Origin of the sequence: Herbivorax alkaliphila, assembly GCF_030848475.1 — a bacterium.
GTDB lineage: Bacteria > Bacillota > Clostridia > Acetivibrionales > Acetivibrionaceae > Herbivorax.
Genome location: NZ_JAVDDS010000038.1, coordinates 1 through 26,430 on the forward strand (window position 1 = coordinate 1; position 26,430 = coordinate 26,430).

Annotated in this window: 18 protein-coding genes and 2 riboswitches; of the genes, 13 read left to right on the top strand and 5 right to left on the bottom strand. The window is 32.2% G+C overall.

The window, feature by feature from the left end:
* The first annotated feature begins 247 nt into the window (after positions 1-247).
* The 7 genes from infC (at position 248) to RBH29_RS12955 (ending at position 13,099) form a co-directional block, all read left to right on the top strand.
* Positions 248-742: a translation initiation factor IF-3 gene (gene infC, locus RBH29_RS12925; RefSeq protein WP_306697335.1), complete on the top strand. Its 495-nt coding sequence runs from the start codon at positions 248-250 to the stop codon at positions 740-742.
* Positions 743-769: 27 nt separating this feature from the next.
* Complete coding sequence (gene rpmI / locus RBH29_RS12930; RefSeq protein ID WP_306697336.1) at positions 770-967, top strand: 50S ribosomal protein L35; 198 nt, start codon at positions 770-772, stop codon at positions 965-967.
* Between the two features lie 15 nt (positions 968-982).
* Complete coding sequence (gene rplT, locus RBH29_RS12935) at positions 983-1,336, top strand: 50S ribosomal protein L20 (protein WP_306697337.1); 354 nt, start codon at positions 983-985, stop codon at positions 1,334-1,336.
* 86 nt (positions 1,337-1,422) lie between these two features.
* Entirely contained in the window at positions 1,423-2,223 is an 801-nt protein-coding gene (locus tag RBH29_RS12940) for a TrmH family RNA methyltransferase (RefSeq protein ID WP_306697338.1), read from the top strand.
* A gap of 104 nt (positions 2,224-2,327) precedes the next feature.
* Complete coding sequence (locus RBH29_RS12945; protein WP_306697339.1) at positions 2,328-11,069, top strand: GH36-type glycosyl hydrolase domain-containing protein; 8,742 nt, start codon at positions 2,328-2,330, stop codon at positions 11,067-11,069.
* Positions 11,070-11,270: 201 nt separating this feature from the next.
* Positions 11,271-12,107, top strand: coding sequence for a hypothetical protein (locus tag RBH29_RS12950; protein WP_306697340.1), 837 nt, complete (start codon positions 11,271-11,273; stop codon positions 12,105-12,107).
* Positions 12,108-12,253: 146 nt separating this feature from the next.
* Complete coding sequence (locus RBH29_RS12955) at positions 12,254-13,099, top strand: hypothetical protein (RefSeq protein ID WP_306697341.1); 846 nt, start codon at positions 12,254-12,256, stop codon at positions 13,097-13,099.
* Positions 13,100-13,153: 54 nt separating this feature from the next.
* Here the strand turns inward: RBH29_RS12955 and RBH29_RS12960 are convergent, their stop codons facing one another.
* The 5 genes from RBH29_RS12960 to RBH29_RS12980 all read right to left on the bottom strand — a co-directional run bounded on the left by RBH29_RS12960 (position 13,154) and on the right by RBH29_RS12980 (position 18,421).
* Positions 13,154-14,245 carry a DUF3810 domain-containing protein gene (locus RBH29_RS12960; RefSeq protein ID WP_306697342.1) on the bottom strand — a complete coding sequence of 364 codons (1,092 nt, stop codon included), beginning with the start codon at positions 14,243-14,245 and terminating at the stop codon, positions 13,154-13,156.
* 49 nt (positions 14,246-14,294) lie between these two features.
* Positions 14,295-14,978, bottom strand: a complete 684-nt coding sequence (gene aat / locus RBH29_RS12965; RefSeq protein WP_306697343.1) for a leucyl/phenylalanyl-tRNA--protein transferase — start codon at positions 14,976-14,978, stop codon at positions 14,295-14,297.
* Between the two features lie 13 nt (positions 14,979-14,991).
* Positions 14,992-17,247, bottom strand: coding sequence for an ATP-dependent Clp protease ATP-binding subunit ClpA (clpA, locus tag RBH29_RS12970; RefSeq protein ID WP_306697344.1), 2,256 nt, complete (start codon positions 17,245-17,247; stop codon positions 14,992-14,994).
* Positions 17,248-17,286: 39 nt separating this feature from the next.
* The gene (locus tag RBH29_RS12975) at positions 17,287-17,589 is read right to left on the bottom strand and encodes an ATP-dependent Clp protease adaptor ClpS (RefSeq protein WP_306697345.1); all 303 of its coding nucleotides are present in this window, start codon (positions 17,587-17,589) and stop codon (positions 17,287-17,289) included.
* Positions 17,590-18,271: 682 nt separating this feature from the next.
* On the bottom strand, positions 18,272-18,421 hold the full coding sequence (locus RBH29_RS12980) for a hypothetical protein (protein WP_306697346.1): 150 nt from the start codon (positions 18,419-18,421) through the stop codon (positions 18,272-18,274).
* A 260-nt stretch (positions 18,422-18,681) separates the two neighbouring features.
* On the opposite strand from RBH29_RS12980, the gene RBH29_RS12985 reads away from it, so the two are divergent.
* From RBH29_RS12985 to amrA, 6 genes are all read left to right on the top strand, one after another.
* Complete coding sequence (locus RBH29_RS12985; protein WP_306697347.1) at positions 18,682-19,932, top strand: D-alanyl-D-alanine carboxypeptidase family protein; 1,251 nt, start codon at positions 18,682-18,684, stop codon at positions 19,930-19,932.
* 344 nt (positions 19,933-20,276) lie between these two features.
* A riboswitch (cyclic di-AMP (ydaO/yuaA leader) is annotated at positions 20,277-20,406 on the top strand.
* A 157-nt stretch (positions 20,407-20,563) separates the two neighbouring features.
* A complete protein-coding gene (dapB, locus tag RBH29_RS12990) occupies positions 20,564-21,427 on the top strand; it encodes a 4-hydroxy-tetrahydrodipicolinate reductase (RefSeq protein WP_306697348.1) in 864 nt (287 codons plus the stop codon).
* A 154-nt stretch (positions 21,428-21,581) separates the two neighbouring features.
* Positions 21,582-22,859, top strand: coding sequence for a lysine 2,3-aminomutase (gene kamA, locus RBH29_RS12995; RefSeq protein ID WP_306697349.1), 1,278 nt, complete (start codon positions 21,582-21,584; stop codon positions 22,857-22,859).
* Positions 22,840-23,697 carry a putative beta-lysine N-acetyltransferase gene (gene ablB, locus RBH29_RS13000; protein ID WP_306697350.1) on the top strand — a complete coding sequence of 286 codons (858 nt, stop codon included), beginning with the start codon at positions 22,840-22,842 and terminating at the stop codon, positions 23,695-23,697. Before kamA ends, ablB begins: the two co-directional genes overlap by 20 nt.
* A 92-nt stretch (positions 23,698-23,789) precedes the next feature.
* Entirely contained in the window at positions 23,790-24,119 is a 330-nt protein-coding gene (locus RBH29_RS13005; protein ID WP_306697351.1) for a cyclic-di-AMP receptor, read from the top strand.
* 154 nt (positions 24,120-24,273) lie between these two features.
* Positions 24,274-24,366: riboswitch (cyclic di-GMP riboswitch) on the bottom strand.
* Between the two features lie 588 nt (positions 24,367-24,954).
* Positions 24,955-26,322 (top strand): AmmeMemoRadiSam system protein A, encoded by a 1,368-nt coding sequence (gene amrA, locus RBH29_RS13010; protein WP_306697352.1) that lies wholly within the window; start codon positions 24,955-24,957, stop codon positions 26,320-26,322.
* Positions 26,323-26,430: the final 108 nt, after the last annotated feature.

Genomic DNA, 26,430 nt, shown 5'->3' on the forward strand with positions numbered 1-26,430 from the left:
TATTATATAATTTACCCAAAAAAAGTTCTTGACAAATTATTGTTTATTTGATAACATTAAAAAGTCAATAAAAAGAAGGAGTTATTCGCTTCTCACCTTACGAATTTGTTTCTGTAAGGTTAATATAAACGAAAGTTTATTATGTAGAATTGAAGCGAATCTATTATTTGATTCGTTTTTTTGTATTTAAAAACGCATAAAGCTCGAAAAAAACCCGGAGGTGTTTTCTATTAACAAAAATGAAGCAATGGTCAATGAGATGATAAGAGATAAAGAAGTGAGGCTTATTGATACTGAAGGCAATATGCTAGGAGTTATGTCTTCAAGGGAAGCTCAAAAGATGGCAAATTCTAAAAATTTGGATCTTGTTAAAGTAGCTCCTAAAGCTAAACCGCCAGTATGTAGAATAATGGATTATGGTAAATATATGTTTGAGCAGGCCAAGAGGGAGAAAGAGGCTCGAAAAAATCAAAAAACTATTAGTGTAAAGGAAGTTAGAGTGTCTGCTTCTATTGAAGAACATGATTTTAGTTTTAAAGTTAAAAATGCAATTAAATTTTTGCGTGATGGGGATAAGGTTAAAGTAAGTGTTAAATTTAGAGGAAGAGAAATGAATTACACCTCGCTGGGGAAAAGTGTGCTCGAGGAATTTGCGAAAGCTGTTGAGGATTATGGAGTTGTAGAAAGAAAGCCTAAGCTTGAAGGCAGGAATATGTTAATGATACTAAATCCTAAGCAGTAATATATAGAAAAAGGAGGTAAAAGGGATATGCCTAAAATAAAAACACACAGCTCTTCAAAAAAGAGATTTAAGTTGACTGGGACAGGTAAGGTGAAAAGAGCTCAGGCCTATAGAAATCATATATTAACAAAAAAATCTACGAAGAGAAAAAGAAAGTTAAGAAACTCAACAGTTGCATCTGATGCAAATTCAGCAATAATCAGGAAGATGATTCCATACAAGTAAAGGAGGAACGTTGCCATGTCAAGAGTAAAGGGTGCGGTTAAAACCCGTGCAAGGCGTAAAAAAACATTAAAGCTGGCAAAAGGTTATTTTGGTTCAAAGAGTAAGAATTTTAAGATGGCAAAACAGGCAGTGATGAAGTCACTTGTCTATGCATATAGAGACAGGAGGGCTCGCAAGAGAAATTTCAGACAGCTGTGGATAGCAAGGATAAACGCAGCGGCGAGACTAAATGGACTTAGCTACAGTAAATTTATGAATGGTCTTAAGAGATCAGGAATAAATTTAAACAGAAAAATGTTAGCTGAAATGGCTGTTAATGATTCGGATTCTTTTGCACAGTTAGTTGAAAAAGTTAAAGATGTAAAGTAAATTAAAACTTTAAAAAAAGAGCTCAAAAGGAGCTCTTTTTTTAAAGTTTTAAAAGATTACTATTTTAGATTATAGGAGGTGCTTTGATGAATTATATTAGCAGCAACAAAAATCCTGCTATTAAAGTTTTAAAATCTTTAAAGGATAAAAGACATAGAGAAGCCAAAAACATGTACTTTATTGAAGGTATAAGATTTGTACAGGAAGCACTAAAAGAAAATGTTAAAATAGACAAAATATTTGTTTCTGAAAAACTAGAATATACAAATGGTGGAAAGGAAATGCTTAAAACTATTGATAAAACTAAAAAAGATTGTTTTACTTTGCCACATAAGCTTTTTAAAGAAATTTCTGATACAGACAGCCCCCAAGGAATATTGGCACAAATTGAGATGCAAAAATATTCTTTAGATACGATGCTCTATAAAGATAATTTTTTTGTAGTATTAGACTCTATTCAAGATCCTGGTAATATGGGTACAATAATAAGGACAGCTGATGCAGCAGGAGCAACTGGCTTAATTTTATCTAGAGGATGTGTGGATATTTATAATCCAAAGGTGTTAAGATCTACAATGGGTTCAATTTTTCATATTCCCATTTACAGTAGTAATGATATTTTAAAAGATCTAAATTATCTTAAGGATAAAAAAATAAAACTCTGTGCTTCTCATTTAGAGGGAAAAAAGCCTTACTACAGTTTAGACAATGTAAGTAACATAGCAGTTATCATTGGAAATGAGGCAAAGGGAATAAGTGATGATATTAAAAATATTTCTAATAGTCTTGTTAAAATACCTATGGTAGGAAGAGCAGAATCCCTTAATGCATCAGTTGCAGCAGGTCTTTTAATGTTTGAAATTATGAGAAAGAGAATGCAAATTTAAATTATATGTTTTGAAATAGTTTATTTAGCACATACTATTCTAGAAGTTAGAAGTTAGAAATTAGAGGTTGGAAGTTGGAGCTTCTAGAAAGGGAGTATGTTCTAATGCAATTGTATGTAAATATAATAATTATTCTTTCATTTATAGCAGTGGTTTTATTGTGGCTATTGCTAAAAAGAAATTCCGACAGGCAATTAATTAAAATCAGAGATGCTGCCTTAACATGTGATGAACTTGAAGAGCATGCTAGGGAAATTGCTTATGATCATAATGTACTTAGAAAACCTGATGTTTTTAATTGGCCTGTACCTAGAATGAATGAAAATTATAAGTATATTGTGTCTGTTTACAAGATGCTTAATGAAGATGTACAAAAAGGAATTCCTACAACTCCTGATGCTGAGTGGTTGCTTGATAATTTTTATATAATAGAAGAACAGGTTAAGGGAGTAAGGAGAGATTTAAGCAAAGATATGTATTTGCGTCTTCCTGCAATTAGCAGTGGCTCATTAAAAGGTTATGCAAGGATATATGCATTAGCTCTAGAATTAGTGTCTCATACAGATGGCAGAATTGATGAAAATGTTCTTATAAACTACATAAATGCATATCAGTCCAATAACGTTCTAACAGGAAGAGAAATTTGGGCTCTTGCAGTTATGATTAAAATTGCCATTGTGGAAAATATAAAATATCTGTGTGAGAAAATAGAGAAATCACAAAATCAAAGGAGAAAAGTTGAACAGATTATTTCAGCTTTTGATAAAGAAAATAACGACATATCTGAAATTATAAATAATATAGATTTACATTTAAATAAAAAGCATCATGTGGATTCAACATTTATAGAGCATCTTTCATATAAACTGCGAAAAATGGGTAAAAATTATGCTCATGTCCTTCGCCATGTAGATGACAGACTTTCTATAAAGGGCACAAGTTTAGATGAGATTTCACACAAAGAACACAGAGAACAAACTCAAAGAAAAGGTTCTATTGGAAATTGTATAATAAGCTTAAAATTTATATCTACAACCGACTGGGTTGAGGTGTTTGAAGCTTTAAGCAAAGTAGAGGAAATATTAAGACAGGATCCTTTTGGTACCTACCCTTTAATGGATCTTGCTTCTAGAAACTATTACAGAAAGAGGCTCGAAGAGCTGTCACAGCTTTTTAATGTTTCTGAAATTCATGTTGCAAAAAAAGCTGTTGAGCTATCCTTAAAAGAGCATCAAAATTCTGATTCAAAAAATATTCATAAAGGTCATGTTGGATATTACATTATTGGTAAAGGTATAAAAGAGCTGGAAAAAGCAGTTGGGTATGAAAAAAGTTTTTTTGGAAAGGCTATGAGTTTTTTTGATAGTCATCCTACCCCTGCGTATATTGGCGGAATAAGTGTTATTATATTGATTATTCTTGGGTTCACTGCAGAGTATATAATAAATAAGGCAGGATATGAAGGGTCAATTGTATATGTTTTATTGGCCTTAGCGGCAATTTTTATTCCTGCAACAGATATTGCTGTCAACACTGTAAACTGGATGCTCAGTCATATTGTTAAGCCTTCCTTTTTGCCTAAACTTGAAATGAAAGAAGGCATACCGGAAGAGTTAAGCACTATGGTGGTTATACCTGCTCTGCTTCCAGATGATAAAAGAGCTGTGGAACTTATTGAAAGCTTAGAAGTTTATTATCTTGCAAACAAAGAAAAAAACATTTATTTTGCTCTTGTTGGTGATTATAAGGATTCTTCTAAAGAGAATATGCCAGGTGATGAAAAAATAGTTGATGCTGCACTGTCTAAGGTTTCGGAGCTAAATAAAAAATATGGTGAAGAAGGGGAAGAAATTTTTTATTTTTTTCACAGACACAGACAATTCAATGAAAGGCAAAATAAATGGATGGGCTGGGAAAGAAAAAGAGGTGCCCTTATTGAATTTAATAATATGATTTTAGGTTCAAAGAAAACAGGTTTTTCTATTTTATCAAGAAATATAGAAAAGCTTCCAAGGGTAAAATACATTATAACTCTTGATGCAGATACAGTTCTTCCATTAGGTGTCGCTAAACGTCTCATTGGAACTATGAGTCATCCACTAAATAGACCTGTAGTAGATGATAAAAGAGGTCTTGTTGTTGAAGGATACGGTCTTTTGCAGCCTCGAATAGGTTTTGAGATAGAAAGTGTAAATAAATCACTATTTTCAAGAATTTTTGCAGGTGAAGAAGGAATTGATCCGTATGCAACAGCGACATCAGATGTTTATCAGGATTTATTTGAAGAAGGTATATTTACAGGTAAAGGTATATATGATTTAACTGTATTTCAAAGTATTTTAGAAGATGCTATTCCAGAGAATGCAGTTTTAAGTCATGACCTTTTAGAGGGTTCTTATGTAAGAGCAGGCCTTGTTACAGATTTAGAACTTATTGACGGATACCCTGCCAAATATAGCTCTTACGCAATGAGACAGCATAGATGGGTAAGAGGTGACTGGCAGCTTATTCCATGGATTTTCAAACATATAAAAAATCAAAAAGGAGACAAGGTAAGAAACCCGCTATCCATTGTAGCTAGGTGGAAAATAGTAGACAATTTAAGAAGGAGTGTTATGGCACCAGCCATAATGATATTAATTATACTGGCATTTAGTGTGTTGCCTGGTAGTGTGTTGTTTTGGCTGGGAGTTGCCCTTTTAAGTGTTTTTTTTCCTTTAATAACTGGAGGTATTGATTATATTGTTTCAAAGCCACTTAGTGCATTAAAGTCTAAAAGCTATACCCCTGCAATATGTGGTTTGAAAGCATGCTTGTTTCAGCAGCTACTTCAATTTGTTTTTTTGCCCTATCAGGCATATCTTATGGTAAATGCAATATTAATAACGATAGTCAGAGTATTTTTTACTAAAAGAAATATGTTAGAGTGGGTTACTGCCTTAGATGCAGAAAAATCCCTTAAGGACTCAATTAAAAGTTATGTTATAAGGATGAGGTTTGCAATACTTCAAGCTATAATAATACTTGGTTTGTCAATGTGGTTAAAACCAGATGCTGTGGCTGTTGCAGCGAGTTTATCTATTATTTGGGTAGTATCTCCTTATATTGCATATAAAGTAAGTGAGGAGACTGTATATAAAAAAGAATCTATAAGCAAAGACGATATACTTGAGGTTAGAAGAATTGCCAGAAAGACTTGGAGGTTTTTTGAAGACTTTGTAGACAAAAGAAATAATTATCTTCCCCCAGATAATTATCAAGAGGATCCTCCAAATGGAGTAGCTTACAGGACGTCTCCTACAAATATAGGATTGGGTATGTTGTCAGTTCTAGCTGCAAGAGACTTTGGATATATTGGTACAGTGGAAATGTATAAAATAGTTGAGAGAACAGTTGCAACCATTGAAAAAATGGAAAAATGGAATGGGCATTTGTATAACTGGTACGATACTAGGACTTTAAACACATTAAAACCTGCTTATGTATCCACTGTAGATAGTGGTAACTTTGTAGGCTATCTTATTACTTTAAAAGAGGGACTTATAGAGTATTTAAAAAAGCCTCTTTTAGATAAGAATTTTGTATATGGATTAAGAGATACTCTTGGCCTTATTCAAAAAGAAAATGATAAATTTTATCCTGATACAGAGTATCTTGATAAGTTTTTAGAAAGTGATGAAACCTTTTTAGAAATTGATATCTGGATAAATGCTTTAGACAGGTTGTTTTACGAGAAAAAAAATAAAAGGGAAAAGCCTGATATATGGAAAATAAAAACAAACAATATGATAAACAATTTTAAGGAGGAAGTTGAAAAACTTTTATCATGGAGTAGTTTGATAGGTGATATTCCACAGGAATTAACTGATAATAATAAGTCTAAAGATGTAAAAAAACTTATTGATACTATATTAAAAAGACTTAAAACCTATATTCCATTAAAAGATTTACCAAAGGAGTATGGTGAAATAATAATTATTATAGAAAAACTTGAAAAAATCATGAAAAGAAATAAAGTTAAGGATATAAAAATTTTATGGATTGATAGATTAAAAAAGTCTCTTTCAACTTCAATAGAAAATGCAGATAAGTTGATTAAAGGTTATATGGGCTTAATAGAAAGAATAAGGAAAATTTCAGATGATACAGAGTTTAATCATCTATATGATAAAAAGATGCAATTGTTTTCAATAGGTTATGATGTCCAAGAGGGCAGCATTACAAATTCATACTATGATTTGATAGGTTCTGAGGCAAGACAGACAAGCTATATTGCAATTGCCAGAGGGGAAGTTGAAGAACAACATTGGTTCAAACTTGGAAGAACTCTTACACAGATTGATAGTTATAAGGGTATGGTATCGTGGAGCGGAACTATGTTTGAATACCTTATGCCTCTTCTTATCATGAAAAGAAATAAAAATACATTGATGGATGAAACGTATTCTTTTGTGGTAAGAAGTCAAAAGAAGTATGGAAAGCAAAGAAATGTGCCCTGGGGAACTTCTGAATCAGGCTTTTATGCCTTTGATATAGACTTAAACTATCAGTACAAAGCATTTGGAGTGCCTTGGTTGGGGTTAAAAAGAGGGCTGGTAGAGGACATGGTAGTTGCGCCTTATGCTACCATGCTGGCAATACAGGTAGATCCAGCTGGTTCTATAAAAAACTTAAAAAAACTTGACAGGGAAGGAGCGAATGGTTCCTTTGGTTTTTATGAAGCCTTAGACTATACACCGGAAAGACTTCCTATGGGGGAAAAGCGTGGGATTGTAAAAAGTTACATGGCTCACCATCAGGGAATGAGCCTTTTGTCTCTTGATAACTGGATAAATGATAATATAATGCAGAACCGTTTTCACAAAGATCCTGTGGTGGAAGCTGCAAAGCTTCTTTTACAGGAAAAAGTACCTGCTAATATTGTCTTTACAAAGGAAAATAAAGAAAAAGTTATTCCATTTAAAGATGTTGTATATGAAGAAGAGGATTCACATAGAGAATATGAAAAACCAAATCCAGTGCTTCCAAGAGTTCATATTTTGTCCAATGGCAGTTATTCTGTGATGGTTACAGACAAAGGTACAGGATATAGCAGGTGCAAAAATCTTGATATTACAAGATGGCGGGAAGATGTGGTTTTAGATAGTTATGGTATGTTGTTTTATTTTAGAGACACAAAAAAAGATGAGGCATGGTCATCTTCTTATAATCTTTATGGCAAAAAACCTGATAATTATAAAGTGTCTTTTATATCAGGAGAAGCACGCTTTTTTAGACAAGATGGGAATATTGACACTTTGACCCAAGTTGCAGTTTCTGCATCAGATAATGCAGAGATTAGAAAGGTAACACTTACAAATCATGAGAAGGATAGCTGTGTTATGGAAATAACTAGTTATTTTGAATTAGTTTTGGCTCCCCATGGTTCAGATGTAGCTCATCCCGCATTTAGCAATCTTTTTATAAGGACAGAGTTTGTTTCTGAATATAATAGCATTATTGCAAGTAGAAGGCCTAGAATGGAAGGTGAAAAAACTCTGTGGGTTGCAAATACATTGTCTGTGGATGGTGAAGTTGTTGGAGGAGTTCAGTTTGATACAAACAGGCTGCAATTTCTAGGAAGAGGCAGAAATATATCTGATCCAGTTGTTTTAGAGCCAAATAAGCCTTTGACTAATTCAGCAGGTCCGGTTTTAGATCCTGTTATGAGTCTTAGACAAATGGTTAAAATAGAGCCTGAAAGTTCAGTTAAAATTTCATTTGTAACAATTTTAGCTGATAGCAGAGATGAGCTTTTGGAAAAATTAGAAAAATATTCGAGTCAAGGTGTTATATCTGAAGAATTTGATCTTGCCCTTACAAGAAGCAGAGTGGAAGCAAGGTATCTAAATCTTAAAGCTAAAGAAATTGAATTTTATCAGGAATTAATGCCGCACATACTGTTTATAAGTCCTGGGCAAAGATTGAGAAGTAAGTGTATATTAGACAATAAAAAAGGACAATCTGCATTGTGGGCTTATGGAATTTCAGGAGATATACCAATTGTACTTGTTATGCTTGACAAAACAGATGATATAGATATTATTTATGATATCTTAAAAGCACACGAATATTGGAAGTTTAAAAATCTTAAAGTTGATTTGGTGATTATTAATGAGGAAGGAAACAGTTATAATAATCCACTTCAGGGACTTTTAAATGATGTGATAAGAGCAAGTCATGCTCACGATATGATAAATAGACCTGGAGGAGTATTTATTTTAAAGAAAAGTAATATGAAAAAAGAGGATATTGACTTAATCTGTGCAACTGCAAGAATTGTGCTGGATGGAAGTTTGGGAAATTTGGAAGAACAGCTTATGAAAGAAGAAAAGATAAGTCTTCCAGAATTTAAACAATTTGAATCTGAGGTTAAAAGTTATGAGAGAAAAACGTTTATCGAGGAGGAAGAACTGAGTTTTTATAACGGAATAGGTGGATTTGGAAATGGTGGTAAAGAGTATGTGATTCACCTTGAAAAAAATCTTAATACTCCTCTTCCATGGATAAATGTTATATCAAATCAGAAATTTGGTTTTTTGGTAACAGAGTCGGGTTCAGGATATAGCTGGTATGAAAATAGTCGTGAAAATAAGCTTACTCCTTGGTCAAACGACCCGGTAAGTGATACCCCAGGGGAAATTCTTTATTTATGTGATAATAGTGATGGAAAAGTGTGGTCAGCTACTCCTTTACCAATACGTAATGACGGGTCTTATAAAATTAAGCATGGCTTTGGGTATACTGTTTTTGAGCATGAATGCCATGGCATTTGGCATAGCATGGTACAGTTTGTCCCTGTGAGTCACTCTGTAAAAATAAGTATTATGAAAATTAAAAATACATCTGAAAATGTCAGAAATTTAAGTTTTGTATATTATATAAGACCTGTTCTTGGAGTAAGTGATCAGTTTACTGCTCCACATGTAAACACCAGTATGCATGACTTGGGAACTATATTAATAACAAATAATTACAATGAAGAGTTTTCAGATAGAGTTACGTTTGTTGACTCTTCAATAGAGACACGCTCAGTTACTGGGGACAGAAGAGAATTTTTTGGTACAGGTGACATCAAAAAACCTGACGGCATAAAACAGGTAGAGTTTTCAGGAAGACTTGGAGCAGGATTAGACCCCTGTGTTGCTTTGAATGTAAATATCAACCTAAAAGCAGGTGAGGAAAAAGAAATTGTATTTTTATTAGGTGCAGGAAAGTCGGAAGAAGAAGTGAAAAGCCTTGTAACTAAATATAGAGAAGTTGGGGAAGCTAAAAAAGCTTTTAATGAAGTAAAAGATTTTTGGTCAGAAAAACTTGGGAGAGTGCAGTTTTATACACCTGATACTGCAATGGATTATTTACTTAATGGATGGCTTATGTATCAGGTTGTTTCATGCAGGATGTGGACTAGATCGGCATTTTATCAATCAGGAGGGGCATATGGTTTTAGGGATCAGCTTCAGGATTCTATGGCAGTTACTCATGTGTGGCCTGATATTACAAAAAATCAAATTCTTCTTCACTCAAAACATCAATTTTTAGAAGGAGATGTACAACACTGGTGGCATGAAGAAGAATATAAGGGGACAAGAACTAGATTTTCTGATGATCTTTTGTGGATGGCTTATGTTACAGCAGAATATATAAAAATTACAGAGGATTATGGCATATTATCTGAAAAAACGCCATTTTTAGAAGATGAGCCTTTAAAAGATTTTGAAGATGAAGCCTACCGAATACCTAAAGTGTCTGAAACTGTTGGCACCTTATATGAACACTGTATAAGGGCGATAGATAGGTCTTTGAAATTTGGTGAGAGAGGATTACCTCTGATGGGTTCAGGTGACTGGAATGACGGTATGAATACAGTTGGAAACAAAGGAGCTGGAGAAAGTGTATGGCTTGGTTGGTTCTTGTATTCTATACTAAATGCCTTTGCTCCTATTTGTGAAAGAAAAGGGGAAAAAGACAGGGCTAAGAAGTATATTACTTCAGCAAAGAAGATAGCAAAAGCAATAGAAGAGAATGGATGGGATGGAAGCTGGTACAGGAGAGCCTATTTTGATGATGGAAAACCTTTAGGGTCGGTACAAAACAGTGAGTGCAAGATAGATTCACTGGCACAGACATGGGCTGTAATTTCAGGAGGTGGAAGTAAAGAGAGGATTATGTCTGCAATGAACTCTGTTGAAAATTATTTGATTAAAAGAGATGAGGGACTAATAAAACTTCTCACACCACCTTTTGATGAGGGAGAACTTGAGCCAGGATATATAAAAAGTTATGTTCCAGGAGTCAGGGAAAATGGAGGACAGTATACTCATGCTGCTGCCTGGGTGGTTATGGCATATGCTAAAATGGGGGATGGAGAAAAGGCAATGGAGCTTTTTGAGCTGTTAAATCCTATAAATCATTCGAGAACACAAATTGAGTACTCGAAATATAAAGTAGAACCTTATGTTATGGCGGCAGATGTTTATTCAGTAGAGCCTCATACGGGAAGAGGAGGATGGACCTGGTATACAGGTGCTGCTGGATGGATTTACAGAGTAGGTTTTGAATATATCCTTGGATTTAAAAAGAATGGTGAGTCGCTTTTAATTGATCCATGTATACCAAAAAATTGGAGTGGTTTTGATATAAAGTATAAATTTAAAGATACCAGCTATGTTATAGAAGTGAAAAATCCTGACAGGGTAAATAAAGGTGTTAAAAAAGTTTTTATAGATAACAAGGAGATAGCTAATAAAAAAATATCTCTTGTAAATGACAAAAGGGAACATCATATAGAAGTTATTATGGGCTAGAGTTATTGTTATAGAAAACAGAATCTTAGAATGTAATAAGGGAAGCACATTGATTGTCCATGTGTTTCCCTTTTATGTATCCAACTTCTAACCTCCAAGATCTACCATAAGTTGACAGCCTTATTTTTTACACCTAGACTTTTTAAGTAAATAACTTTATAATGTAATGAGAATTTGTATTAATAAAAAGGGGAAGGTTTTATGGAATATTTAGAAAATGCTTTTAAATTTTTTGGGAAGTATATGTTATTAATTGTGCCTTTACTTATTATAAGTATTGTTAGAAGCATAATGAGTGCTCCAGGGTTTGAAAAAATAGACGAGGCATTAAACGAGATGTCGGATCTTGTTATAGCAAAGGGAGATATTGCAGGTATTGATTTTCATGGAGTAGTGGTTCAGTTGGCTCCAAGTTTTGATTTAATTATACATTCTTTTCTTTTAGCATTATTGTTAAGTCTTTTTGTTTTACCTGCAACATATGGAATGATTATTAAAGGTTACGAAACTGGCAAAACGGGGTTGGGAGCTTTTTTTACTTCATTTAAAAAATATTTTTTAAAGTATATGAAGTATTTTCTTGGGGTAGTGCTCTTTTTTGTTGTAGTAGGTGTTATTTTATTTTTTGTTCTTCTTATGTTTGCTATTTTATTTTCTATCAACTTGTTATTGGGCTTAATATTTTTAGCTATTGTCGCTATTGTAGCATTGATAATGTTTTGTGCATTGTTCAACATTTTGAATATTTGGTTTATAGCTATGGCATGGGATAATATGAAGGTTTTTTCAGCAATGTCTAAATCCTACGAATTGGTTAAGTCATATTTTTGGTCCAGCGTTGGAATAACTTTTACTATTGGATTTTTATATATTACTATAAATGCATTGATAGGTGGCGTATTAGAAGCTATTTTTATAGTTGGACCAGTTGTTAAGAGCTTTTTTGCTGTTATGTGTATTTATGTCCTAATAGTTTTTGGGTTTGAAATATATAGAGATAGAACAAATAAAGAGACTGCACAGAGGGATTATCTTTAGTCTTTAAGTAAACTTTTTTCATGAAAGTTTAGTTATAAAAGTCTGTCGTAGAGAATAGACTTAACCATTAAACTAGACATTAAAGATAAATTGCTTTATAATGTAATTAAAATTTGCAGTAAAAAATTATTAAGGGAGGATTTTATATGAGGTTTTTGGAAAATTCATTTAAGTTTTTTGGAAAATACATAATTTTTGCAATACCTTTGTTTGTGATTTATGCAATTCAGTCTTTGATGGTGGCTCCAGGGCTTGAAGAGCTTAGCATTTTTTTAGAAAGTAATATGGACGCCTTGAACGTTAATAATCCAGAGTTTTTTGAAGAATTAATTACGCAACAGGGATTTCCAGAACTGGATGGATTGATGAGTTCCTCTATTATAGTTACTATTTTACTTTTGTTTGTTATGCCTGCTACCTATGGAATTATAAATAGAATTTATTCAAATGGAAGTGCAAGTTTTGGAGACTTTTTTATAGAGATGAAGAACAATGTTTTAAAATATTTTTTGTATATTTTAGCTCTAATAGTTTTCTATATAGTCATTGGTTTAATAGTAGCTCTAGTTTCAATGATTCTTGGCATTGTAGCAGGTGTTGCATTACCATTAGCGATTTTATTTGGAATAATGATGTTTTTTGGGATTATTATACTTTTTGTTTTTGTAATGAATGTTACAGTTATGGGATTTACTGCGGTAGTGACAGATAAAATAGGAGTGTTTGGGGGGATATCCAAGGCTATGTCGGTGGTAAAATCATATTTTTGGCCAATAATCGGTATAACACTGCTTATAAGTGTTGGATCTACTATTGCATCTGTTGTAGTGATGTTTGTACCAATTACTCAAGTTGCACTTATCCTTTCAGCAGCTTTATCAGCTATAGTTATTTTTATTTTCATTGTTTTTACTTTTGAGGTTTATAGAGATAAAACAGAAAAAAATGTAATGACTAAAGATGATATACCGGATGCTTCTGAATATATGTAAAAAATAAAAATATATACATAATTAAAAGACTCCACCTTACAATGGTGGAGTCTTTTAATTATGTTCTCTATATTCTGCAATTAAAAGATCCACCATTCTCCCATAACTTTTAACGCCATCACTTTGCATATTGGATTTAAGATATGCATCGTTTATCGAAGAAGAAATTTCCCTTGCAGGAGTTTCATATTGTTGCCAATATTCACTAATTGCATTAATATCTCTTAATATTCCGTCGCTAAAGTTTTCTCTAAGTTTCCAGTATTTTTCACGGTCGTGGGTGTAAAGGGCATTAGAGGCATATCTTAATGCAGAGAAGATACCTGAATATTGAAAGTCTACATCAGGGTGAAATTTACAGGCAATATATCCTATAAAATTGGCTTCATCTTCCCGAGCAAACCCTATTTGGTGAGCAATTTCATGGCAGGTTGTAAATGGGATTCCAGGATGGGGTACATCGATATTTACATTTGCTTCACCTGTAAATACAGAATATATTCCACCAATACCTAAATAAGATAGCACCTCAGAGTAAATTACACCTTTAGGTCTTCCATAGTTTTTATAATTAAGGTTAGGGTAAACCTTTTGAGCATTTTCATAGCCCTTGTGTGCTCTTTTAAGAGCAGAATTCATGTCTGTAGATAGTATCATAATTCCATTTTCATCCTCATCAACTAATTCTCTTAATTGATTTGCCTTTGTTAAAAGATTTTCGCATACCTCAGCCAGTTCTTGGGTAGTGGCGGGACTAGTATCTAAGTTTGAAGTTGCACTAAATGGAAGTCTTTGGTAATTAATGCCCCACAACAACATAAAGGAAAAATATGTTATGCTTGCAATGACAAGAATGTTTACAAATACATTTCCAAGGATTTTAAAGATGTTTGAAGGAGTCTTAATTGCTTTGATTATTAACATTATAAATTTTACAAGAAAAAATACAACAATTGATATAATAAGTAATTCTACAATGGATATAGGGATAAACCCTGTCAGGAGACTGAAAAATCTGGCTATAGCCTTAAACACACCATTAGAGTAAATTTTTTCAACAATACCTGGTGTGAATGATGAAAGAAAAAAAATTAGATATCCTAAAGGAGCAAGGAGTATTAATTGTATTTTTTTAATATTTTTCATAATAAAAAATTCCTCTCTTTGTTTAGCTTAGCTAAACGAGTTTACTAAGTTATACATTAAAAAGTTCACTCCAATTGCCTGTGTAGGTTTTATGAAGTAGCCCGTATTTGAGGTGATTTAAAAATTCATCTCTCGAAATGTTTACAGCACCTAAAGATTCAAGATGCTTAGAATAAATCTGACAGTCTATCAATTGAAAATTTTTTTTACAAAGTTCTTGACACAAGAGAATCAGTGCTGTTTTAGAAGCATTATCCATTTTAGAGAACATAGACTCTCCAAAAAAACAATTTCCTATTGATACTCCGTAAAGTCCTCCTACAAGAGAATTTTCATACCATACTTCAACTGAGTGAGCAAAACCTAATTTGTAAAGCATAACATAGCTTTCTATTATTTCGCTGGTAATCCAAGTGTTGTCTATTCTTAGGTTTGCACACATTGAAATTACTTCTTCAAAGGAAGTATCAAAGGTAACACTATATAAATTTTTTCTTAAAAACTTTTTCATTGATTTAGAAATTTTTATGTCCTGAGGAAAAAGTACAAATCTAGGGTCAGGGGACCACCAGATTATAGGATCATCTTCAGAAAACCAAGGAAAAATTCCGTTTTCATAAGCCAAGAGGAGACGTTCAACACTTAAGTCTCCTCCTATGGCCAAAATACCATCTTCACTAGCTAAAGAAGGATGGGGAAAAATTATATCTTCTGTAAGTTGAAAAATTGGCATCTTTATATCATCCCTATACTGTTTTATGGATTTTTATCTCATCATTCACTACATCTATAAAAGCAGTTCCACCTTTAGATAGTTCACCGAACAAAACTTCATCTACAAAATATGTTTTAATTTTTTCCTGTACAATTCTTAATATTTCCCGTGCCCCAAAAACAGAAGTAACGCCTTTTTGAGCAAGCCATTTATAACACTTAGAGGATACTTTAAGTTTAATATTTTTTGCTTTAAGCTGTTTTCTAAATTGAGCTATGGCTTTTTTGGCTATCAGAACAGCCATGTCCTCATTAATATGATTAAATATTACTACATCATCTAAGCGATTTCGAAATTCAGGTGAAAATATTCGCTCCACTTCTCTAGTTATAGCACTTTCCTCTATATTTCTTTTATCAAAACCTATCATTGTCTTACCTACTTCTCTGGCTCCAGCGTTTGAAGTCATTATCAATATAACATTTCTAAAATCTGCTTTTTTACCATTGTTTTCTGTAAGAGTAGCATAATCCATAATTTGAAGGAGCACATTAAATATATCAGAATTTGCTTTTTCAATTTCGTCTAAAAGAAGTACACAATGGGGTGTTTTTCTTATTGATTCAGTTAAAAGTCCACCTTCTTCATAACCTATATAACCAGGTGGAGAACCGATAAGTCTGGCCACTGTGTGTTTTTCTTGGTATTCACTCATATCAAACCTGATTAGTGGAATGTCAAGAGTTTTAGACAACTGTCTTGAAAGCTCGGTTTTTCCAACACCTGTAGGTCCTACAAAAAGAAGGGAGGCAACTGGTTTTTCACCTTCATTAAGTCCTGCCCTTGCTCTTTTTATAGCTGTAGATACAGTGTCTATAGCTTTATCTTGTCCAAATATTTGGGATTTTATTTTTTTATCTAAAGTTTTAAGTTTTGTAATTTCATTGCTAGAAACACTTTGTTTTGGTATTTTAGCAATTGAAGATACTGTCTTTTCAATGTCTTTATTTTTAATGCTTATGGTTCTTTCTTCATTTTTACAATTAAGTCTTACATATGCACCAGTTTCATCAATGACATCAATTGCTTTATCAGGGAGATACCTGTCCTGAATATATTTTGCAGACAATTCTGCTGTTAGCTGTAAGGCACTGTCAGTGTATTTTACATTATGAAAATTTTCGTATCTGTCCTTTAGTCCTGAGAGTATTTTATAAGTATCTTGGACAGAAGGTTCAAGCACATCAATTTTTTGAAATCTTCTAGATAAAGCCCTATCTTTTTCAAAGTATTTTTTGTACTCTTCATAGGTAGTTGATCCTATAAAGCGTAATTTACCTTGAGATAAAAATGGCTTTATTATATTAGAAGCATCCATTGCACCGTCAGAAACAGAGCCTGCTCCAACAATTGTATGAATTTCATCTATATATACAATGGCTTTTTTTTGGCTTTGTATTTCATTTAGTACTTTTTTTATTCTTTCTTCAAAGTCACCTCTGTATTTAGTTCCGGCAATCATGCTTCCCATATCAACATAATATATTTTGCAGTTTTTCAATGCTTTAGGGACTTTGTTTTCCACTATCATTTTGGCCAACCCTTCTGTTATAGCAGTTTTTCCAACACCAGGGTCTCCAACGTGAACTGGATTGTTTTTTAGCCTTCGTGATAAAACTTGGATAGTTCTGTTTACAATGTCATCTCTACCGATGAGAGGGTCAATTTCCCCTTTTTTTGCTTTTTGAGTAAGTTCAACAGTGAAGTTGCTTAAAAACTCGTTATCTGGTTCATTTTTTTCTTTGTTTTTTTCTTTAGTCTCTGATTCTACAGGTTTTAAAGATGTATCTTTAGATTTAGGTACTAAAGATACACCGTGAGAAATGTATTTTAATACATCAATTTTTCTAACACCATTTTTTTGAAGTATATAACAGGCAAAAGACTCTTTTTGATTATAAATTGCAGCTATAATATCGCCAATATATATTACTTCCTTACCTGATGACATACAGTGATATGCAGTGGACTGCATTACATCACTTACGCCGATAGATTCTATAGGATCTGAGTCTTCAGTAACAGTCATATTATCTTTAAAAAAAGATATAAGGTCTTGTTTAATCTTTTCAACATCACCACCACAACTTTTGAAAATAGCTGTAACTTCCTCAAAGAAAAGAGAAGCATATAGAATGTGTTCAGGTGTAAAGTATTCATGTTTTTGTTGCTTTGCCTGGCTATAACCTGCCATAATTATTTTGTTTGTAGTATCATCTAATTTCATAAAACTTCACCCTTTCTAAGTGAAATAATAAGGTAATTCTTAGTATTCAGGTTCCATAATAGATACAAGTGGAAAATCTCTTTTTTTTGAAACTTGTTCAACTTGTGCTATTTTAGTTTTAGCTATGTCGTAAGTATAGGTGCCTACGATTCCCTTTCCTTTTTGATGAACGTCTAACATAATCTGAGTTGCTTCTAAAGGATTTTTGTTAAAAATTGACATCAATACTTCCACTACAAAATCCATTGTTGTGTAATCGTCATTTAGAAAAACAACTCGGTACATTTTTGGTGTTTTATAATCCGTTATAGTATCTTCTTTATATATAGTTTTTTCTGACATAAAAAAACACCTCACCTACAAAAAAAATGTTATCAATAAAATTATAACAAATAGCCCTATAGATATACAATAGTTTCATTGAATTTGGTTGTATTTAATAAATGTAAATAAAAATATTTCATGTTTTTTCGGAATATTTTATAACATAAAAGGTATACATATTCTAAGTTTATAAGTTTGCTATAGAAAATAAGACATAAAAAAACACCCTTTCGGGTGTTATTAAAAATTATCTAAATCTATACCAAGATGCATAACTTATAGTTACTAGTTGAGTCACAACTAAACTACCAACTAAAAAACCAATAATTAATTTTGCTTTTACATTTTTCATATTCTATTTCCTCCCCAAAATAATATAATATTTATAATGTTTATATATTATAGTGTACATTTAAATTTAATCTCTAATCTCCCCTAATTTGATAATCTAGCTCCCCTAAATACTTCCGAACAATTCTCCCCAATTTCGATAAAAAATAGTTAAATAAATATTGGTTTAATTAGTAGAAACAAGCAAGCATCTTTGAAACGTAAAACAAACGATGAACCTAAAATGCTAACAAAGAAGTCTGAAATATTTCGTTAATTTTAGTATAGCTCAAAGAATTTAAAAAATAAATGATAACATATTATTATTTTAGAATACAAAATTATTATTCATTTATAAAATTCTTAGATACTAGGACTTTTTACTTCTTTTTTTTCCTTTCTCTTTTTCTTTAGCATTTAAAAGATTGTATGTTGGTTCTTTATTTTCTCCTAATTGATCATTAGCAAATTCATACATTTCTTTTTTTGAAGCTTTTTTCTTCTTTTTTTTATCACCCATATAATCACCTCCTATCATATTATTCAGTTTTCCCCAATTAGAAAAAAGAAATTCTAAGATTTAACCTTAAAGTACGGGAAATTATAGAAATATTAGGTTTGTAAATCGCTATGTTAGGGCTAGGCAATGGAATTTCTCAACGGATTTTCTTGGAATATTATTTGTGAAAATAATATATAATAAGTTGTAATAGCAGTATTAAAGTAATATAATAATATTTATAGGTGCTCCACTATAAAAGGATAAAATGAGGTAATTCTATGAATAACAAAGGTATATTTTCAACTTTATATATCATAGTTGCTTTGCTTGTAGCTGTTTTGTGTACAATTTTAGTTAGTGCTGATACTGATGAGCCTGAATTAGATGCAGTATCAGCAGTTTTAATAGATGTACACAGAGGACAAGTGTTATTTGAAAAAAATCCAGATGAGAAACTTCATATTTCTAGTGCAAATAAAATCATGACTGCTTTACTCTCTATAGAAAACGAGTCAAGGCCTGATGAATCAAGGGTGACTATAAGTCGGAATGCTGTTGCTGTTGAAGGAGCAGTGTCAAACTTAGAGGTGGGAGAACAATATAGAGTAGAAGATCTTATATACTCTGTAATGCTAAATTCTTCAAATGATAGTGCCAATGCACTAGCAGAATATATAGGAGGAGATATTGAGTCATTTGTAAATCTTATGAATCAAAAGGCAGATGAATTGGGTATGCAGGATACTGTTTTTGTAAATCCAACAGGTCTTCAGGAGGATGGTCAGTACACCACTGCGTATGATATGGCTATATTGACTAGACATGCATTAAATAACCCTGGATTTGAACGTGTTTTTGAATCTAGGGTATGGGTTTGGTCTGAACAAAACGATTTTTTGCAAAATGATAATAAGCTTATTTTAAGTCGTGATGATGTTGATGGAGGTAGAATTGGTTTTAATGATATTGAACGTCAAACATCTATAACTTCAGCTACAAGAGACAATATGAAACTTGTATCAATAGTTCTTGATGCTCCAAAAGAAAGCCTAGACAGCGATTCTAACAAGCTTTTAGATTATGGTTTTGAAAATTTTAAAAGAGGTATTTTGGTTGAAAAGGATCAACGTTTTCAAATAGAGCCTATAGGTGATGAAGTGGTATATCTAATTAGCATACAGGACTACTACTATGTTCATCCCATAGGAACTAATTATATAAAAGAATCTTATTTGCAAATTGAGGATGACGAGTTAACACCTCCTGTGACAAAAGATCAGGAAGTGGGATTTGTAAGATATGTCTTGATGGATGATACAGCTATTGATGTGAAAATATATCCTAAAGATAATGTGTATTCTGAAATGAGTTTCTTTTCAGCTTTGATTGAAAAACTTACAGAATATAAGGAGTTGGCTGTTTTAATTGCTATACTTATAGGTGTAGAGATAATAATTATATTTTATAAATTCATAAAAATGCTTGTAAACGCTTTTATAAAGATTAAAGTGAAGTTTAAAAACGGATAAAAAATTGAAGTTAACCTCAATATAATATTGACAGATACATGTGAAGTTGATAAAATAACATATTATGGAGGTGGGTATAATCTTATAATTCTACTCTAAAAGGCACTTGGTCAATAAGGCAAAAAAGATTATTAAAAAGTATTTGAATATCTAAAGTTAACTATTCTGATTTTTTAGATAAATTAAAAAGACATATAGTGAAAGTGCTAGTTATATAGTAGTGAATAAAGAAATATAGTCAATAATGATGTGACTGCATATAATATATTATTAACAAATAGCATAGGTATTATAAAGATAGAGTTTTAAAACATAATCAGTTATTTTGACGAATAACTATATACTTTTATTAAGCGCTTAATCAAATTGAACGGGGGAACCATATTTTGGGATGAATCTTAATCTATGTTAAGTAGGGTCAGCTCTTTCGATCCAAATTCTTCAGCTAACCTCGTAAGCGTTGAGAGAGATGTGTGGGTAATTTTTAAGCCACAGGTTTTTCTCTGTGGCTTTTGCGTTGTGTTTATTTTGTACTTATAATATTTTTAAGGCACGCTTATAAAGGTTGACTTTGCAGGATATGGTTTTACATTTACTTCATATTAAAAAAAGATGAAATGAGGGATGTCAATTGATTAGGGTGTGCTTGATAGGGCTTGGGAAAACAGGAAAAGAAATTGCCAAAGCTCTATTGAATCAAAAAAAAATGAAACTTGTATCTGTTGTATGCAGTTCTGACAGTGATAAGAAAGGAAAGGTTTTATCTGACGTTATTGATTGCAATGATTCTGATTTGGTGATAGATAGTGAAGATGATTTAAGACAGGTAATATTTAAGACAAAACCAGATGTTGTTATTGATTTTTCAAACCCAGAAGCAACAATTAAAAATGCAAAGTTATTTTCTAAAATGAAGGTAAATATGGTTATAGGAACCACAGGATTTTCTGATTTTGCATTAAAAAAATTATTTGTACTTACTCAAAAATATCATAATGCTATTTGTTATGCTCCAAACATAACTTTGGGTGTGAATGTTCTTATGTTATTGACTCATTTAGCTTCAAGTATTTTAAATGATTATGATTTTCAAATTACTGAAATTCATCATAAGAACAAAAAAGATGTTCCTTCTGGTACAGCAGTAAAAATAGCTAAAGAGATTAAAAAAGGGCTGGATACATGTAAAGAGAATGAAGTGGAAATTAGTGCAATACGTGCAGGTGGAGTAGTGGGAAAACATGAAGTTTTGATAATTGGAGAGGAGGATAAAATTGAAATAAGTCATGAGTCTTTTTCACGAAAGGCTTTTGCACCAGGAGCAGTTAAAGCAATAGAGTTTATACATGACAAGGTTGGATATTATGAAATGACAGATGTTTTAAATCTTCAGAAAGTGTTAGAAAATTATCTGGAGAAAGAAAGCAGTCAAAGAATAAAAAAATATAATAAAAGAAAAAGAGAAGTTGATAAATCACCTGTTATTGTAGGTTAATTTATAAATGGGGGGTTAAATCCCCCATGAATAAAACAATGAGGTGGATATTTCTAATATATCATTAATGGTCAGATATAGAATTTTTGCATCAAATGATGTAAGTTTGATTACATATGTTAAAGGCAGGATCCAAAAAAGAGGAGGACACGTTATGAAAACGGACTATAAAAGTGTGCCGTTATGGAAAGATGTTAGTGAGGAACAGTGGGAAGATTGGAGATGGCAAGTTTCCAATAGAATAACAACTTTAGAAGAACTTGAGCAGGTTATTAATCTTACAGATGGAGAAAGGGAAGGGGTAAAAAGATGTCTTAAAGCTTTAAAAATGGCTATTACACCTTATTATGCAACTTTAATGGATGTTGACAATTATGATTGTCCAATAAGAAGACAGGGTGTGCCTACTGTTTATGAAACGGTAGTTTCTAATTCGGACATGGATGATCCCTTACATGAAGGCCTTGACTCACCTGTTCCAGGTCTTACACACAGATATCCGGATAGAGTTTTACTTCTTATTACCGATCAATGTTCCATGTACTGCAGACATTGTACAAGAAGGCGTTTTGCCGGACAGGAAGACAGGTCAATGCCTGTAAAAAATATAAAAAGGGCAATTGAGTATATAAAGAAACACAAGGAAATACGAGATGTACTTCTTTCAGGGGGAGATGCCCTGTGTGTGTCTGACAGGATGTTAGATTATATTTTAGAAAGTATACGTGCAATTAAGCATGTTGAAGTTATTAGAATTGGAACTAGGGCACCGGTTGTAATGCCTCAAAGAATAACAGAGGAACTTTGTGATATAATAAAAAAGCATCATCCAGTTTGGGTTAATACACATTTTAATCATCCAAAAGAAATAACAGAAGAAGCGAAACAAGCCTGTGATATGCTTATGAGTGCTGGAGTGCCTGTGGGAAATCAATCGGTGCTTTTAAAAGGGATAAATGACTGTCCATACATAATGAAAAGACTAGTTCACAAATTAGTAATGATGAGAGTAAGGCCTTATTATTTGTATCAGTGTGATTTATCTGAGGGGATTGAACATTTCAGGACATCTGTGTCAACAGGAATTGAAATAATAGAAATGTTAAGAGGTCATACATCAGGTTTTGCTGTTCCTACTTTTGTAGTGGATGCACCTGGAGGAGGTGGTAAGATACCTGTCAATCCTCAGTATGTTGTTTCTCAATCGTTAGAAAAAACAATATTGAGAAATTTTGAAGGAGTAATATGTTCATATGCTGAACCTGAGGATAAAACCCATGAGTGTAAAAATTGTGGTTTATGTAAAAAATACAAAAAGGAAGAAAATGTTGGTGTTGAACAACTATATGAGGAAGATAATGTGAGTTTAATACCAAGAGATAATGCAAGATTAAACAGGAGGGATAGTTTTAATGAGTGTTCAGAAAGCTAAATTTTCAGATAATAGAAATGAGAGATTAAAGAGCAGTTTAGTATATTTAGATTATACTAATGCAAGGCTTAAGATATTAGAATTTGATTCTTTGTCAAAGGATACAATAGATGAAATATTTGAATATGCTAAAAAAGAAAACTTGGGCAAGGTACTTATTAATTGCAAAAAGGAAGATTTAAATATATTCAAAGATGCTGGCTTTATAGTAGAAGGTGTTATAGATGGTTTTTTTAGAGGTGAGGATGCCCATTGTGCATCGTTTTTTATAGACAGTGAAAGATCTAAGCCAAAGAGAAAAGAAGAAGAAGATAAAATTTTAGAAATGTGTATGGACAAATCAAAAATTGCAGAACCTAATGAATTAAAAGATGGTTATCAAGTAAGGGATTGTGTTGAAGAAGATATACCTCAAATGATTGAGATATTTAAAGAGGTTTTTAAAACATATCCAACCCCTGTTTTTGATAAAGATTATTTAAAAAAAGTAATGAACGATAATATATTGTTTAAAGCTGTGCTTGAAAATGGTAAAATAATAAGTATAGCATCAGCAGATATGGATAAGAAAAATTTAAATGCAGAAATAACAGATTGTGCCACTTACCCTGAATACAGGGGACAGGGTCTTTTGACAAATTTAATATATGGATTAGAAGATGATCTAAAAGAGAAAGGTTATTACACACTATATAGCCTATCAAGAGCAATAAATACAGGAATAAATATGTCTTTGAGAAAACATGGATATGACTATAAAGGAAGATTGGTTAATAACTGTGATATTTGTGGCGGTTTTGAAGACATGAATATATGGGTAAAAAAGTTAAAAGATTAGTGAATATGATTGCACTAAAGCTTAGCATCAAGGGTTTCAGGTGGAGAGTTTACTCCATCTGAAATTCACATATTTTTCAGGAGGGGATTAAAGTGAAACTTGTTTTTGCTGTTGTGCACGATGAAGATGGATATAAGGTTATGAGTGAGCTTAATGAAAAAGGTTTTAGTGTAACTAAACTTAGTTCTTCTGGAGGCTTTCTAAGATCTGGAAATACAACTCTGATGGCAGGGGTAGATGAGAAAGATTTAGATAAGGTAATGGAGATAATAGAAAACAACTCTAAAAGTAGAAAGCAAGTTGTAAATACACCTGTTACTCCTGTAGACATAGGCAGTGTATTTATGACAAATCCTGTAGAAGTAAATGTAGGTGGAGCAACTATCTTTGTAATTGATGTTGAAAAGTTTGAAAAGATTTAAAGACATAAAAAAAGCACTTCTAATAAAAGCACTTTAGTTTAAAAACTAACATTTTTTAAACATTATACTGCAAATCTTTAAAATAAAGTGGTATAAGGAAATACCTAGGACCTATTTCCTCTTTATCTTTTAGAAGAGTATAAACAGAACTTTTAATGGTAACTCAGCCATCATAGCTTCACATCAGCGATGCTTTAGACCTGAAGTTTTGCGTCATTGCCTTTCGACAATTTTGCCCTGTTTCATAAGTCACTATTTATATCTCCTTATACCAAATATAAAGGGGAGTATAATGTACAATTATATTGTAGCATTTTTATGTGACTTAGTATATCTCTATATATGAAAATTTTAGAAAGAGAGATGAAATTAGATGAGATTAGCTCGAAAATGATATGTTAATCTTATATTTTCGACAGTATTTAAAAAAACAAGTAAAAACACTAGCATGCAACAGGGGAGAAGCGTTCCAGGCTAGTGTTTTTTTAGGACGTGAAGTTATTAATTTTTTCTTCTAAACTATGTATTCTATGTTTTAAAAAAAAATCCTTCTTAATAAATAAAAAAATTATTTGAATATAAAACCAATTCTTTTTTTAAATTTTTCTATTTAAAAAAAAGTGTTTAATTTGTATAATAAATGTTATACAATATTGTTTAAGGTGTTGAAATAAAAGAGTGAACTTAATAAAATACAGAGAATAAAAAAGAGGATGTGAAAAGTTATGAAAAGGAGTTCTTTGAAAATTATAGCTATAATCACTATAGGTGTTTTTGTATTAACATCTTTTAGTATGGCTTTTTTCTCATTTTTTGCTGGGAGGTAAAGAGTAATATGGGTAGAATAACTGGTTCTTATGTGTTCCCACACCCGCCTGTAATTGTACCGGAAGTTGGACAGGGGGCGGAATCTGGAGTTCTTAAAACGGTTGAAGCTGTAAAAAAAGTTTCTAAGGATATTGGAAGTGAAAAACCTTCAACTATAATTTTAATAACTCCACATGCACCAATGTTTCAAGAATATATTTATATTTCCGATTCTAAAGTTTTAAAGGGTGGATTGGAGAAATTTCGTGCTAAAGATGTAAGCTTTTCTTATAAGAATAATTTGGACTTGGTAAAAAAAATAATTTCCATTTCCAAAAGAGAAGGTATAAGTGCAGGGGGAATTGATTCAGGACTTGGTAAAATATTTGGAAATTCTAATCATTTAGATCATGGTGCTATTGTACCACTGTATTATGTGGATAGGGAATACAATGATTTTAAACTTGTTCATATGTCTATATCAAACTTTTCATTGGAAAAGTTATATGAATTTGGTAAATGCATATGTGAAGCTGTTAAAAGTTCTGATGAAAATGCAATTATACTTGCAAGTGCAGATCTTTCACACAGGCTTACATATGATGCCCCATGTGGTTACAGTGAATATGGGGAAAAATTTGATAGATTGGTTGTAGAATCTATCAAAGAAAAAAATATAAGAAAAATGTTGAAGATAGAAGATGATTTTAGAGAAAAAGCTGGTGAGTGCGGCTTAGGTTCTATTGTAATGATGCTTGGAGCACTGGATGGATACGAGACAGAGCCGGAAGTTTTTTCTTATGAGGGCACATTTGGTGTGGGCTATATGGTTTGTAAATTTAATATAGTAAAAGACAGGATAAAAAAGCTTGATAAAGCTGAAGAAAATCCGTATGTAAGTCTTGCAAGAAAGGCATTGGAGACCTACGTGAAGCATGGAAAAACAATAGATGTGCTGGATAATTTACCAAGTGAAATGTTAAAAAAAGAAGCAGGTGTATTTGTTTCCATTAAAAAAAATGGCGAACTTAGAGGATGTATTGGTACTATATCGCCTACAAAGAAAAATGTAGCAGCAGAAATTATTAGCAATGCAATAAATTCTGGAACAGAGGATCCAAGATTTGATGCTGTAAGGCCTGATGAATTGGATAAGATTTCTTATTCGGTAGATGTTCTTTTAAAACCAGAGCCTGTTGATTCAATAAAAGATTTAGATGTAAATAAATATGGGGTTATTGTGAAATCTGGTTTTCGCAGAGGGTTGCTTCTTCCAAACCTAGAAGGTGTGAACTCACCTAAAGAACAGGTTGCTATAGCTCGTCAAAAAGCAGGAATAAGTCCTTGGGAAAGTTATGAAATGGAAAGGTTTGAAGTTGTAAGGTATAAAGCTTAAAAAGTAAATTTGCTTATAAAATGTGGAGAATTTGGAGATATATAAGTGTGGCTTAGAATGCAAAGTATCCATAGAAGGGAACCATAGGGTTTTCTAGTGAACAAGAAA

What these genes read in the sequence shown, in the direction of transcription:
- infC (WP_306697335.1), top strand. Translation starts at nt 248, where the DNA reads ATGGTCAATGAGATGATAAGAGATAAAGAAGTGAGGCTTATTGATACT.
- rpmI (WP_306697336.1), top strand. Translation starts at nt 770, where the DNA reads ATGCCTAAAATAAAAACACACAGCTCTTCAAAAAAGAGATTTAAGTTG.
- rplT (WP_306697337.1), top strand. Translation starts at nt 983, where the DNA reads ATGTCAAGAGTAAAGGGTGCGGTTAAAACCCGTGCAAGGCGTAAAAAA.
- RBH29_RS12940 (WP_306697338.1), top strand. Translation starts at nt 1,423, where the DNA reads ATGAATTATATTAGCAGCAACAAAAATCCTGCTATTAAAGTTTTAAAA.
- RBH29_RS12945 (WP_306697339.1), top strand. Translation starts at nt 2,328, where the DNA reads ATGCAATTGTATGTAAATATAATAATTATTCTTTCATTTATAGCAGTG.
- RBH29_RS12950 (WP_306697340.1), top strand. Translation starts at nt 11,271, where the DNA reads ATGGAATATTTAGAAAATGCTTTTAAATTTTTTGGGAAGTATATGTTA.
- RBH29_RS12955 (WP_306697341.1), top strand. Translation starts at nt 12,254, where the DNA reads ATGAGGTTTTTGGAAAATTCATTTAAGTTTTTTGGAAAATACATAATT.
- RBH29_RS12960 (WP_306697342.1), bottom strand. Translation starts at nt 14,245, where the DNA reads ATGAAAAATATTAAAAAAATACAATTAATACTCCTTGCTCCTTTAGGA.
- aat (WP_306697343.1), bottom strand. Translation starts at nt 14,978, where the DNA reads ATGCCAATTTTTCAACTTACAGAAGATATAATTTTTCCCCATCCTTCT.
- clpA (WP_306697344.1), bottom strand. Translation starts at nt 17,247, where the DNA reads ATGAAATTAGATGATACTACAAACAAAATAATTATGGCAGGTTATAGC.
- RBH29_RS12975 (WP_306697345.1), bottom strand. Translation starts at nt 17,589, where the DNA reads ATGTCAGAAAAAACTATATATAAAGAAGATACTATAACGGATTATAAA.
- RBH29_RS12980 (WP_306697346.1), bottom strand. Translation starts at nt 18,421, where the DNA reads ATGGGTGATAAAAAAAAGAAGAAAAAAGCTTCAAAAAAAGAAATGTAT.
- RBH29_RS12985 (WP_306697347.1), top strand. Translation starts at nt 18,682, where the DNA reads ATGAATAACAAAGGTATATTTTCAACTTTATATATCATAGTTGCTTTG.
- kamA (WP_306697349.1), top strand. Translation starts at nt 21,582, where the DNA reads ATGAAAACGGACTATAAAAGTGTGCCGTTATGGAAAGATGTTAGTGAG.
- ablB (WP_306697350.1), top strand. Translation starts at nt 22,840, where the DNA reads ATGAGTGTTCAGAAAGCTAAATTTTCAGATAATAGAAATGAGAGATTA.
- amrA (WP_306697352.1), top strand. Translation starts at nt 24,955, where the DNA reads ATGGGTAGAATAACTGGTTCTTATGTGTTCCCACACCCGCCTGTAATT.